The organism is Acidovorax sp. NN32 (assembly GCF_057597245.1).
On the sequence record NZ_CP199679.1, the window covers coordinates 2706398 to 2719905 of the forward strand.

At 63.5% G+C, this 13508-nt stretch carries 8 protein-coding genes; 3 read left to right on the top strand and 5 right to left on the bottom strand.

Translation table 11 applies throughout. The annotated features are described in order from the left end of the window. Positions 1-33: 33 nt before the first annotated feature. The 5 genes from ACT89O_RS12680 to ACT89O_RS12700 all read right to left on the bottom strand — a co-directional run bounded on the left by ACT89O_RS12680 (position 34) and on the right by ACT89O_RS12700 (position 7011). A complete protein-coding gene (locus ACT89O_RS12680; protein WP_487260187.1) occupies positions 34-687 on the bottom strand; it encodes a glutaredoxin domain-containing protein in 654 nt (217 codons plus the stop codon). A gap of 70 nt (positions 688-757) precedes the next feature. Beyond that, positions 758-2827, bottom strand: a complete 2070-nt coding sequence (locus ACT89O_RS12685; protein ID WP_487260188.1) for a M3 family metallopeptidase — start codon at positions 2825-2827, stop codon at positions 758-760. Between the two features lie 72 nt (positions 2828-2899). Beyond that, positions 2900-3754 (bottom strand): bifunctional methylenetetrahydrofolate dehydrogenase/methenyltetrahydrofolate cyclohydrolase FolD, encoded by an 855-nt coding sequence (gene folD, locus ACT89O_RS12690; RefSeq protein WP_228895231.1) that lies wholly within the window; start codon positions 3752-3754, stop codon positions 2900-2902. A gap of 72 nt (positions 3755-3826) precedes the next feature. Beyond that, complete coding sequence (locus tag ACT89O_RS12695; RefSeq protein WP_007848524.1) at positions 3827-4453, bottom strand: response regulator transcription factor; 627 nt, start codon at positions 4451-4453, stop codon at positions 3827-3829. Next, entirely contained in the window at positions 4450-7011 is a 2562-nt protein-coding gene (locus ACT89O_RS12700; RefSeq protein ID WP_487260189.1) for a PAS domain S-box protein, read from the bottom strand. The genes ACT89O_RS12695 and ACT89O_RS12700 overlap by 4 nt, the downstream gene beginning before the upstream one ends. Positions 7012-7178: 167 nt before the next feature. Here ACT89O_RS12700 and aceE point away from each other — a divergent pair, with 167 nt between their 5' ends. The 3 genes from aceE to lpdA are packed head-to-tail and all read left to right on the top strand — an operon-like array spanning position 7179 to position 13469. After that, complete coding sequence (gene aceE, locus ACT89O_RS12705; RefSeq protein WP_121506474.1) at positions 7179-9902, top strand: pyruvate dehydrogenase (acetyl-transferring), homodimeric type; 2724 nt, start codon at positions 7179-7181, stop codon at positions 9900-9902. A 17-nt stretch (positions 9903-9919) separates the two neighbouring features. Further along, a complete protein-coding gene (gene aceF / locus ACT89O_RS12710) occupies positions 9920-11605 on the top strand; it encodes a dihydrolipoyllysine-residue acetyltransferase (protein ID WP_487260190.1) in 1686 nt (561 codons plus the stop codon). A 19-nt stretch (positions 11606-11624) separates the two neighbouring features. After that, positions 11625-13469, top strand: coding sequence for a dihydrolipoyl dehydrogenase (gene lpdA / locus ACT89O_RS12715; protein WP_487260191.1), 1845 nt, complete (start codon positions 11625-11627; stop codon positions 13467-13469). Positions 13470-13508: the final 39 nt, after the last annotated feature.

Below are 13508 nucleotides of genomic sequence, written 5' to 3' on the forward strand. Positions count from 1 at the left end.
GGCAGTTGGCAGCGCGTTCTCGCACTCCGTGGATCAGAACCGGATACCTGCGGGATTGCTGGGTGATGGCCCATCATTGACAGGTGCGGGCGGGCGTGCCCTGGACGGTGCTGCGGGCGCTGGGGCCGAGGCCGCTGCTGCGGGTTCTGCCGCCTTGACGGCCACCAGCGGCGTAGGCGCTGGCTGGCGGTAGTTTCGGGGCAATGCGGATTGTTTCGGGTAGCCCGCAGCGTCCAGATACTGTACCCATTCCCCTTCGGAAAAGCCTGCGAGCTGCTGGCCGCCGATGGTGCCAAAGGGCAGGCCGGTACCGCCACTCAACCTTTGAAACGCCGCGATGTCTTCGTTGCTGGACACGGTGCGCTCGGTGAACGGGACACCCCGTGACGTGAGCAGGTTGCGCGCAGAGGTGCAGGGCGGGCAGTCGTTGCCGGTGTAGAGAGTGACCGGAAAGCGGTTGGCAACCTGGCGCAGCTCGTAGGGCAGCGCACCGTTGGCAACAGCGGGCGCCTCATTGGCCATGCGGGCGGGCTGAGCGTTGGCATCGGCGGGAGGTCGGTCCGAAAACGTCACTTTGCCATCCGGGCCGACGATGCGGTAGACGCCTTGTGCCTGCACGCTGGCGCAGGCCAGTGTCATCAGCAAAGTCGCCAACAGGGGGGCGGTCAGTGGCTTGTGCATGTTCATTCTCCTTGCTCCTTCTTTGTCGTCAGGCCTGGGTGCAACGTGTGCATTTCAGGCCGTGGGTTCGGTTCGCTCAGGCAGTCGATTCTTCCGCCATGCCCTGGTGGCGCAGCAGGGCTTCCAGGCTGGGCTCGCGGCCCCGGAAGGCCTTGAACGATTCCATCGCAGGGCGGCTGCCACCGGCTTCCAGGATGGCCTGGCGGTAGCGGCGACCCGTTTCTATACTCGGCAGACCGTCGCTTCCAGCGGTTTCCTCGAAGGCTGCGTAGGCGTCTGCACTCAGTACCTCGGCCCATTTGTAGCTGTAGTAGCCAGCGGCATACCCGCCCGCAAAGATATGGCTGAAGGTGTGTGCCGTGCGGCTGAATGCCGGGGGCTGCAGCACGGCCACTTCGCGGCGCACCTGGTCCAGCAGAGGCATGATGTCCTGGGCCGGGTCGTGTTCGGTGTGCAGCAGCATGTCGAACAGCGAGAACTCAATCTGTCGCAGCGTCTGCATGCCGCTCTGGTAGTTCTTGGCGGCAATCATCTTGTCGAACAGCGCGCGGGGCAGGGGCTCGCCCGTGTCCACATGGGCCGTCATGTGCTTGAGCACATCCCATTCCCAGCAGAAGTTCTCCATGAACTGGCTGGGCAGCTCCACCGCGTCCCACTCCACACCGCCAATGCCCGAGACGTCGCGCTCGTTCACCTGGGTGAGCATGTGGTGCAAGCCGTGGCCGAACTCGTGGAAGAGGGTGATCACGTCGTCGTGAGTGAGCAGCGGTGGCTTGCCGTCCACGCCGCTGGCGAAGTTGCACACCAGGTGCGCCACCGGGGTTTGCAGCACGCCCGTGTCGGGGCGCAGCCAGCGTGTGCGCACATCGTCCATCCATGCGCCGCCGCGTTTGCCGGTGCGTGCAGGTTGGTCGAGGTAGAACTGGCCCACCAGCTGGGTGCCCTTATGGGCGCCCTCCGGGTGCGTGCGCTCAATGCGGTAGAACTCAACGGCTGGGTGCCAGACGGCGGCCGTGTCGCGCCGGATGGACACTTCGAACAGGGTTTCGATGATCTTGAACAGGCCCGCCAGCACCTTGGGCGCCGTGAAGTACTTCTTGACCTCCTGCTCGCTGAAGGCGTAGCGCGCTTCCTTGAGTTTTTCGGAAATGTAGGGCCAGTCCCAGGCCTGCGGATTGGCCAGGCCCAGGTGTTCGGCGGCAAACGCGCGCAGGTCGGCGATATCCTTCTCGGCGTAGGGGCGTGCGCGTCGGGCCAGATCACGCAGGAAGGTGATCACCTGCGCCGGAGATTGGGCCATCTTGGGCACCACGGACACTTCCCCAAAATTGGCGTAGCCCAGCAGTTGGGCCTCTTCGCGGCGCAGTGCCAGGATTTCGCTGATCAGCGCTGTGTTGTCGAATTTGCGTGCATCGCCCTCAGCCTGGTCGGAGGCACGGGTCACATAGGCGCGGTAGAGCTTCTCGCGCAGGTCGCTGCGCGCGGCAAACTGCATGACCGGCAGGTAGCAGGGCATCTTCAGGGTGAGCTTGTAGCCTTCCTTGCCGTCTACCTGTGCTGCGGCCAGCGCGGCCTGTTGGACATCGTCTGGAATGCCATCGAGCTCTTCGGCCGTGGCGTAGTAAGCGTAGGCGTCGGTGGCATCGAGGGCGTTTTCGCTGAACTTCTGGCTCAGCTCGGCCTGGCGTTCCTGGATCTGCGCAAAACGCTCCTTGGCGGCACCGGTCAGCTCCGCGCCACTCAACACAAAGTTGCGCACCGCGTTCAGGTGTGCCTGCCGCTGCTCTGCAGTCAGGGTAGCGGGGTCGATGGCCTTGTACTTGGCGTACAGGCGTTCATCGGCACCCAGGCGCGTCCAGAACTCGGTGACCTTGGGCAAGGCGGCGTTGTAGGCTGCGCGCAGTTCAGGGGTGTCGGCCACGCTGTTGAGGTGGCTGATGCTGCCCCAGGCGGTGCCCAGCCGTTCGGTGGCCACATCCAGCACTTTCGCAATCGCATCCCAGCGGGCTGGAAAGTCGGGTGCGGTGACGGTCTCCAGCGCGGCATTGGCACGCTCCAGCAGAACATCCACGGCAGGCGCCACGTCCTGCGGTGTGATGCGGTCGAAATGGGGGAGGTCCGAGAAGTCGAGAAGGGCGTTGCTCATGCGAAATCAGATGGCGCCATATGGCGCAGGTTCAAGTTGCAAAGCCGCCGACATCGACAGCACTGACCCAGGTCAGTGCCCTGCAGTGCGCTCAGCGGCTTCGATGGTATTCACCAGCAGCATGGTAATGGTCATGGGGCCAACCCCGCCAGGCACGGGGGTGATCCAGCCGGCCACTTCCTTGACGCCGTCAAAGTCCACGTCGCCGCAGAGTTTGCCTTCGTCATTGCGATTCATGCCCACGTCAATCACCACGGCGCCAGGCTTGACCATGTCGGCGGTCAGCACATTGCGTTTGCCGACTGCGGCCACGATCACATCGGCCTGCAGGGTTTGAGCCTTGAGGTCCTGGGTGGCACTGTGGCAAATAGTGACGGTGGCGTTCTGGCCGAGCAGCATCAGCGCCATGGGCTTGCCCACGATGTTGCTGCGGCCGATGACCACGGCGTGTTTGCCCTTGAGCTCGTAGCCGATGCTTTCCAGCATCTTCATGCAGCCATAGGGTGTGCATGGCCAGAAGCCGGGCATGCCAGTCATCAGAGCCCCGGCGCTGGCGATGTGAAAGCCGTCCACATCCTTGGCGGGCGAGATGGCTTCGATCACCTTCTGCGCATCAATGTGTTTGGGCAGGGGCAACTGCACCAGGATGCCGTGAATGGCCGGATCGTTGTTGAGGGCCTCCACACGGGCCAGTAACGCGGCTTCGGTCATGTCGGCCTCGTACTTTTCGAGGACGGAGTACAAGCCGCTGTCTTCGCAAGCCTTGACCTTGTTACGCACATACACCTGGCTGGCAGGGTTGTCGCCCACCAGGACAACGGCCAGCCCGGGGGTGACGCCACGGGTTTTCAGGGAGGCGGCGCGTTGCGCCACGTCGGCGCGCAGTTGGCGGGAAAGGGCGTTGCCGTCGATGAGTTGGGCTGTCATGTCAGAGAATATGAGTCAAATTGGTCTCTAGCGCTTTATCAGCAAGCGCGAGAAGCTATCAAAATGTGAGTATCAACCCTTGGGGGCGTTTTGGCCGAGGGCGATCTTGAGCAGGTCGGCCACGGTGTTGGCGTTGAGCTTCTCCATGATGTTGGCACGGTGCGCCTCCACCGTCTTGATGCTGATGCCCAGGTCGTCGGCAATCTGCTTGTTCAGGCGACCGGCCACGATGCGTTCGAGCACCTGGGCTTCGCGGCTGGTCAGCTTGGACAGCAGGGCATCGCGGCTGGCGGCCTGCTGGTAGCCGGCGAAGGCTTCGCGGGCGTGGTCGAGCATGCGCTCGACGAGTCCGACCAGTTCTTCTTCGTCAAAAGGCTTCTGGATGAAATCCAGCGCGCCTTTCTTCATGGTGTTCACGGCCATGGGCACATCGCCGTGGCCTGTAATGAACACGATGGGCAGGGGGGACTTGCGCTCGATCAGTCGATCCTGAAGCTCCAGGCCCGTCATGCCGCCCATGCGGATGTCCACAATCAGGCAGGCGACTTCGCGGGGGTCGTAGCGTGAGAGAAAGGTCTCGGCCGAATCAAAGCAACGCACCCGGTAGTCCTTGCCTTCCAGCAGCCACTGCAGGGAATCGCGAACTGCCTCGTCGTCGTCCACAACGTAGACAGTGCCTTTTTTCGGAATCAAGCTCATGCAATTGTCCTTGGTTTTTGATTGTTTGCTACAGAATTTGTAGTGGCATCAGCAGGCTTGGCAAGCGGCAGCCAGAAGGAGAACTTGCAGCCCGTGACCTCGGATCCATTGTAGAGGTTCTCCGCCAGCATCCTGCCCTGGTGCGACTCGACGATGCTGCGGCACAGATTGAGGCCCATGCCCATGCCTTCTTCCTTGGTGGAGAAGAAGGCTTCGAAGAGGCGCTCCAGCACTTCGGGGGCCAGGCCCTTGCCGGTGTCCTGCACCGAAAATTCCACCACTTCGCGGTCTTCGACGTGTTTGGGCACCACGCGCAGTTCCACGCTGCGACCCGACGGTGGACGGTTGGCGTGCTGGATGGCTTCGGCGCCGTTCTTCATCAGGTTGACCAGCACCTGCTCGATCAGGATGGTGTCCACCATCACAGGCGGCAGGCGGGCGGCCACATAGTGCGTCAGGCGCACGTTGTGTCGGCGCAGCTCGATGTCGGCCAGCTCCACGGCTTCGTTGACCATCGAATGCACGTCGGCCAGGGTGCGGTTGGGCTCGCTCTTCTTCACAAAGGCCCGGATGCGCTGGATGATCTGGCCCGCGCGCTGGGCCTGGTGGGCGGTCTTTTGCAGTGCCGTGAGCAGCGCTTCTTCGGTCAGCTGGCCACTCTGGATGCGCGAGACCATGCCACTGCAGTAATTGTTGATGGCCGTGAGCGGCTGGTTCAATTCGTGCGCCACGCTGGAGGCCATCTCGCCCATGGTGATGAGGCGGCTGACGGATTGGGCGCGCTCGGCCTGGCGCGCCGCCTGCTCCTCGGCCTGGCGGCGGGGGGTGATGTCGGTGGCAATCACCATCTGGGCCAGTCGGCCGTCCACCCAGTTGAGGTAGCGCGAGCGTACTTCGAGCCATTTTCCCAGGTCGGGCAGGTAGATTTCGGCGTTCTCGGTGCGGGCGCTGGTGAGTGGGTCGGTGGGCAGGCCCATGAGTCCGTCTTCGTCGTCCATGCCCGTGTGCTCCGTGCCCGCTACTGGCACCACGCCCGCCTGCGCCACCAGCTGCAGGTGGCCGCCCGTCTGCGAGCCGAACCATTGGCGGTAGAGCTTGTTGGCGAACAGCAGTTCTTCGCTGCCCAGCGGGGCCACCGACACCGAGGCGTCCAGCGATTCCAGGACGATGGTGAAGCGCTCGTGCGATGCGGAAAGCTGTTCGCGGATGCGGTTGGGCTCGGTGATGTCCGTCATCGAGGTCATCCAGCCCGTCTGCTGGCCGTGTGCATCGATCAGGGGCGACACATACAGTCGCGCATCGAAGAGCGTGCCGCTTTTGCGCCGCACCCGCACCTGAAAGCCGCCGACGATGGTTTTGCCCGACAGTTCGTCGCGCAGCTTGGCGTGCAAGGCTTCGTGGTCGGAGTCGGGCCAATAGGGGAAGGGTGCTTTCAGGCCCACCAATTCGGCCTCGCTCCAGCCAGTCATCTGGCAGAAAGCGGCGTTCACATAGGTAATGCGGCCTTCCATGTCCAGCGCGCGCATGCCCGTCAGGATGGAGTTCTCCATCGCGCGGCGGAAGTTCGTCTCTGCCACCAGGGCCTGCTGGGCCTGCATGCGGCGGCGGGTGTGGCGCCAGGTGGCGATCAGCATCCAGGCCGTCATCGCGCTCAGCGTGCCCACCAGCCAGAACAGCCCGCTGCCCACCACGCCCAGCGAGGTGCGGTAGGCCTGTGCCTTGAGCACCAGCCCGTTGCCCACCGGGGAGACGGGGACCTCGTATTCGTTGGCACGGGGTGACCAAGGAAGGAGCTGTGTGGCCGTGTTGCGCGGTCCCAGGGGGGTTCCGGCCAGCACCTGGTTCTTGCCATCGAGCAGCGTGACGGCGTAGCGCGCCAGCACCTCGGTCGGCGTGCCGTAGCGCAGCAGGCTGTCGATGGAGTATTCCCCCAGCACCACGCCGCTGAACTTGCCCTGGTTGTTCAAGGGCACTTGCAGCTGGAGCAGCGGGGTCGAATCGCCCGAGGTTGCGGCGGGCTGGGCATACACCGGCTGCTGCAGGTCGCGGGCCAGGCCAAAGGTGTCGGCCGTGTCGCCGGATTTGAGCACTTCGCCGGCAATGCGCAGCTCGCTGCTGGCCAGCGTGGGCGCTGCATGGCTGGCGCGGATGCGGCGGCGCTCGTCGATCCAGGTGATCGCCTGCAGTTCGGGGTATTGGCTGATCAGGCTTTCTGCTCGGCTCACAAACTCTGTGCGTTCCAGCTCTTGGTTGGACAGGTCACGCGCAATGCGCATGAGCTGTTCTTGCCGCTCCAGCAGCCGCAGGCGCACACGCTGTTGCGCGTATTCCACGTCACGCCGTAGGGCTTCTTGTTCGCGCTCGGCCTCTTCGGCGCGCAAATACCAGAACGCCGCCACGATGGCGGCCAGAAACATCAGCACGGCAGCCAAGGGTGCCAGCGCCGCAAACCGGTCCTGCCGGGTAGGCGACAACCCGCGCCACCACTTGCGCCACCAGCGGGCGGGCGCCGCCACGACCATGGCTGTGGGGGAGGGGTGAGGGGGCAGGGAATCCATCCTTCAAGTGTAGGGGAGCCGCAGCTTGGAATCCGGGGCAAGTGCAATGTGCGTTCGCAGCATTTTCTTGCAATATGAAATGCATGGGCACCATTTGAAATTCTAAAAAAATATGCGAAACTAGAGCCAACGTACTAAATTGCTGCCACACCTACAGGAGACAAAGCATGTCAGCTCAGCCCGACCCTCAGGCCGGAAACGGCAACGCGCCCGCCACCGATACCGACCAACAGGAAACCCGTGAGTGGATGGATGCGCTGTCCGCCGTCATCGACAAAGAGGGGGCCGAGCGCGCCCACTACCTGTTGGAGCAATTGCTGGAACACGCCCGCCAGAACAGCGTGGACCTGCCGTTCTCGGCCAATACCGGCTACGTGAACACCATCGAGCCCAGCCAGGAGGCACGCAGCCCCGGCAACCTTGAAATCGAACAGCGCCTGCGCGCCTACATGCGCTGGAACGCCATGGCCATGGTGGTCAAGGCCAACCGCCATCACCCGCCCGAAGGTGGCGATCTGGGCGGCCACATCGGCTCCTTTGCCTCGCTGGCCAGCATGTTTGGCGCGGGCTTCAACCATTTCTGGCATGCCGAGAGCGAGAACCACGGCGGTGACCTGCTTTACATCCAGGGCCACGTATCGCCCGGTATTTATGCCCGCGCCTACCTGGAAGGCCGCCTGAGCGAAGAGCAATTGCTCAACTTCCGCCAGGAAGTGGACGGCAAGGGCCTGTCGAGCTACCCGCACCCCAAGCTCATGCCCGAGTTCTGGCAGTTCCCCACGGTGTCGATGGGCCTGGGCCCGCTGATGGCCATCTACCAGGCGCGTTTCCTCAAGTACCTGCACGCCCGCGGCATCGCCAATACCGAGAACCGCAAGGTCTGGGTGTTCTGCGGCGACGGTGAAATGGACGAGGTCGAATCCCTGGGCGCCATTGGCCTGGCCGCGCGCGAGAAGCTCGACAACCTGGTGTTTGTCATCAACTGCAACCTGCAGCGCCTGGACGGCCCCGTGCGTGGCAACGGCAAGATCATTCAAGAGCTCGAAGGCGAGTTCCGCGGCGCGGGCTGGAACGTCATCAAACTCATCTGGGGCAAGGGCTGGGACGAGTTGCTCGCCAAAGACCATGATGGTGCGCTGCGCAAGCTCATGATGGAAACCAACGACGGCGACTACCAGGCCATGAAGGCCAACGACGGTGCCTACGTGCGCAAGAACTTCTTCGGCCGCGACCCTCGCACTCTGAAGATGGTCGAGCACATGACCGACGACGAGATCTGGAACCTGCAGCGCGGCGGCCACGATTCGCAAAAGGTCTATGCCGCATTCCATGCCGCTCAAAACCATGGCGGCCAGCCTTCCGTCCTGCTGGTCAAGACCGTCAAGGGCTTTGGCATGGGCAAGATTGGCGAAGCCAAGAACACGGTTCACCAGACCAAGAAGCTCAGCGACGAAGACATCAAGGCCTTCCGTGATCGCTTCAACATCCCGATCCCCGACAGCCAACTTGCCGAACTGCCCTTCTACAAGCCCGCCGACGACACCCCGGAAATGAAGTACCTGCACGAGCGCCGCAAGGCCTTGGGCGGCTACCTGCCACACCGCCGCGTGAAGGCCGACGAGAGCTTCACCGTGCCTGCGCTGGACACCTTCAAGGCCATCCTGGAGGCTACGCCCGAAGGCCGCGAAATCTCCACCACGCAAGCCTACGTGCGCTTTCTCACGCAGCTGCTGCGCGACCAGGCCCTGGGCCCGCGCGTGGTGCCCATCCTGGTGGACGAAGCCCGTACCTTCGGCATGGAAGGCCTGTTCCGCCAGATCGGCATCTACAACCCCGCAGGCCAGCAGTACACCCCGGTCGATAAAGACCAGGTCATGTACTACAAGGAAGACAAGGCGGGCCAAATCCTGCAAGAGGGCATCAACGAAGCCGGCGGCATGAGCAGCTGGATCGCGGCGGCCACCAGCTACAGCACGAACAACCGGATCATGATCCCGTTCTACGTGTACTACTCGATGTTCGGCTTCCAGCGCATTGGCGACCTGGCCTGGGCGGCGGGTGACATGCAAGCCCGTGGCTTCCTGCTGGGCGGCACCTCGGGTCGCACCACGCTCAACGGCGAAGGCCTGCAGCACGAAGATGGCCACAGCCACATCCTGGCCAACACCATCCCCAACTGCGTGAGCTACGACCCGACCTTTGCGCACGAAGTCGCGGTGATCATGCACGACGGCATGAAGCGCATGGTCGAGCGGCAGGAAAACGTCTTCTACTACCTGACGCTGCTGAACGAAAACTACCCCATGCCCGGCCTGCAACCCGGCACCGAAGAGCAGATCATCAAGGGCATGTACCTGTGCAAACAGGCGCCCGCACTGCCCAAGGATGCGCCCACCGTGCAACTGCTGGGCAGCGGCACCATCCTGCGCGAATCGTTCTTTGCGCAAGAACTGCTTGAAAAGGACTGGGGCGTGGCCGCTTCGGTGTGGAGCTGCCCAAGCTTCAACGAACTGACCCGCGACGGCCAGAACGCCGAGCGATGGAGCCTGCTGCACCCGACCGAAGAGGCCAAGGTGCCGTTCGTCACCCAGCAACTGTCCGCATCGCAAGGCCCCGTGGTCGCGTCCACCGACTACATGAAGGCCTATGCCGAGCAGATTCGTCCGTTCATCCCCAAGGGCCGCACCTACAAGGTGCTGGGCACCGACGGCTTTGGCCGCAGCGACTTCCGCAGCAAGCTGCGCGAGCATTTCGAGATTAACCGCCACTACATCGTGGTCGCTGCGCTCAAGGCGCTGAGCGAAGACGGCATGCTGCCCGCCACCAAGGTGGCTGAGGCGATCGCCAAGTACAACATCCAGGCCGACAAGGTCAACCCGCTGTACGCGTAAACCGAACGGAGACAACAATGGCATTGGTAGACATTCAAGTCCCGGACATCGGGGATTTCGACGAAGTGGGCGTGATCGAACTGCTGGTCAAGGTGGGCGACACGGTCAAGGCCGAGCAGTCGCTCATCACCGTCGAATCGGACAAGGCATCGATGGAGATTCCGTCCAGCCACGCGGGCGTGGTCAAGGAACTCAAGATCGCCCTGGGCGACAAGGTCAAGCAGGGCTCTGTGATTGCCGTGGTCGAGTCGGCAGACGCGGTTGCCCCAGCCCCGGCTGCTGCGCCAGCCCCTGCCGCTGTTGCACCCGCCCCCGTTGCGGCCGCTGCGCCAGCACCGGTTGCACCCGCTGCAGCCCCTGCAACTGCAGGCCCGGTGGAAGTGCGCGTGCCCGACATCGGTGACTTCAAGGACGTGGCCGTCATTGAGTTGCTGGTCAAGGTGGGCGACACCATCAAGCTCGAACAATCGCTGTTCACCGTCGAATCCGACAAGGCCTCCATGGAGATTCCGTCGCCCGCCGCTGGCGTGGTCAAGGAGCTCAAGGTCAAGATTGGGGACACCGTCAACATCGGCGACTTGGTGGCCTTGCTGGAAGGGGTGGCGGGCAGTGCGCCAGCTGCCGCTGCAGCGCCCGCAGCGCCGGCGGCGGCTCCCGCTGCTGCGCCTGTTGCAGCCCCCGCACCGGTTGCAGCAGCCGTTGCACCGGTCGCCGCTACGGCCTCCGTGCCCGCCCACCAGCCTGGCACGCCCACAGCGGGCCTGCCGCACGCATCGCCCTCGGTGCGCAAGTTCGCCCGCGAGCTGGGTGTGCCCATCGATGAAGTCAAGGGCAGTGGCCCCAAGGGCCGTATCACGCAAGACGACGTGCAGTCCTTCACCAAGCAGGTGATGGCGGGTGCCACCCAAACCAAGGCGCAGGCTGCCAAGGCGCCTGCCGCATCCGGTGGCTCTGGCGGTTCCGGTGTGGTCCTGGATCTGCTGCCCTGGCCCAAGGTCGACTTCACCAAGTTCGGCCCCGTCGAGCGCAAGGACCTCTCGCGCATCAAGAAGATCAGTGGCGCCAATCTGCACCGCAACTGGGTCGTCATCCCGCACGTCACCAACCACGACGACGCGGACATCACCGACCTCGAAGCCTTCCGCGTGCAGTTCAACAAAGAGAACGAGAAGAGTGGCGTCAAGGTCACCATGCTCGCCTTCATGATCAAGGCCGCCGTGGCCGCGCTCAAGAAGTTCCCCGAGTTCAACAGCTCGCTCGACGGCGACCAGCTGGTGCTCAAGCAGTACTTCCACATCGGCTTTGCGGCCGACACGCCCAACGGCCTCGTTGTGCCCGTCATCCGCGACGCCGACAAGAAGGGCATCGTCCAGATCTCGCAAGAGATGGGCGACCTGGCAAAGAAGGCGCGCGACGGCAAGCTCGGCCCGGCCGACATGACCGGTGGCTGCTTCTCCATCAGCTCGCTGGGCGGCATTGGCGGGCGCTACTTCACGCCCATCATCAACGCGCCCGAAGTCGCCATCATGGGCGTGTGCAAGAGCAGCATCGAACCGAAATGGGACGGCAAGCAGTTCGCACCGCGCCTGATGCTGCCGCTGTCGCTCAGCTGGGACCACCGCGTGATCGATGGCGCGGCCGCCGCACGCTTCAACGTGTACTTTGCCTCGCTGCTGGCGGACTTCCGCCGCATCGTGATGTAACGAAAGGGCAAGACACACCATGGCAATCATCGACATCAAGGTGCCCGACATCGGCGACTTCGCCGAAGTGGCCATCATCGAAGTGCTGGTCAAACCCGGCGACACCATCAAGGCCGAGCAAAGCCTGATCACCGTGGAGTCCGACAAGGCCTCCATGGAGATCCCGTCCAGCCATGCTGGGGTTGTGAAGGAGCTGAAAGTGAAGCTGGGCGACAAGATCGCCGAAGGCTCGGTGGTGTTGACGCTGGAAGTGCAGGGCGCGGCAGCTCCAGCGCCTGCTACAGCCCCGGCACCCGCAGTTTCTGAGCAAAAACAGGCCCCATCGCCCGCCCCACAAGCGCAAGCAGCTATCAATTCGGTAGCATCCAGCTTTGCAGGCACTGCCGATATGGACTGCGACGTGCTCGTGCTCGGCGGCGGCCCCGGCGGCTACTCGGCTGCCTTCCGCGCGGCCGATCTGGGCCTCAAGGTCATCATCGTCGAGCGCTACGCCACCCTGGGCGGCGTGTGCCTGAACGTGGGTTGCATCCCGTCCAAGGCGCTGCTGCACGTGGCAGCCGTCATGGACGAAGTGAGCCACATGGCCGACCTGGGCGTGGACTTTGGCACACCCGCCGTCAACGTCGACAAGCTGCGCGGCCACAAGGAAAAGGTCATCGGCAAGCTCACCGGTGGCCTGGCCGCCATGGCCAAGATGCGCAAGGTGACCACCGTGCGCGGCTACGGTGCTTTTGTCGGCGCCAACCACCTTGAAGTGGAAGAGACCACCGGCACCGGCCAGGAGAAGACGGGCACCAAGAAGGTCATCGCCTTCAAGAAGGCCATCATCGCCGCCGGAAGTCAGGCAGTGCGCCTGCCCTTCATGCCCGACGATCCACGCGTGGTCGACTCCACCGGCGCCCTGGCGCTCAAGGAAGTGCCCAAGCGCATGCTGATTTTGGGCGGCGGCATCATCGGCCTCGAAATGGGCACCGTGTACAGCACGCTGGGCGCGCGCCTCGATGTGGTCGAAATGATGGACGGCCTGATGCAGGGCGCCGACCGCGATCTCGTCAAGATCTGGCAGAAGATGAATGCCAAGCGCTTCGATAACATCATGTTGAAGACGAAAACCGTCGGTGCAGAGGCAACCCCTGATGGCATCAAGGTCACGTTCGCGCCAGCGGAAGAGGGCGGCACCGCCCCCGAGCCGCAGGTGTACGACCTGGTGCTGCAGGCTGTGGGCCGCACACCCAACGGCAAGAAGATTGCCGCCGAAAAGGCAGGCGTTGCCGTGACGGACCGTGGCTTCATCAACGTCGACATCCAGATGCGCACCAACGTGCCGCACATCTTCGCCATCGGCGACATCGTGGGGCAGCCCATGCTGGCGCACAAGGCGGTGCATGAGGCGCATGTGGCGGCAGAAGTGATTGCTGGTGAACTGCAGGGCAACAAGGAACTGGCCTCCGCCGCCTTCAACGCCCGCGTGATTCCGTCGGTGGCCTACACCGACCCCGAGGTGGCATGGGTGGGCCTTACCGAAGACCAGGCAAAGGCGCAAGGCATCAAGGTCAAGAAGGGCCTGTTCCCCTGGACGGCTTCTGGCCGCGCCATCGCCAACGGCCGCGACGAGGGCGTGACCAAGCTGCTGTTCGACGACTCGCCCGAGGCCCATGGCCACGGCAAGATCCTCGGTGGTGGTATTGTAGGAACGCACGCGGGCGACATGATTGGCGAGATAGTGCTGGCCATCGAGATGGGGGCTGACGCGGTGGATATCGGCAAGACCATCCACCCTCACCCCACGCTGGGCGAGAGCATTGGCATGGCAGCAGAGATTGCGCATGGTTCGTGTACGGACGTGCCACCTCCGCGAAAATAGTGCCTTTCCTCCAATAGCCCTCTCCAGAGGGCTTTTTTT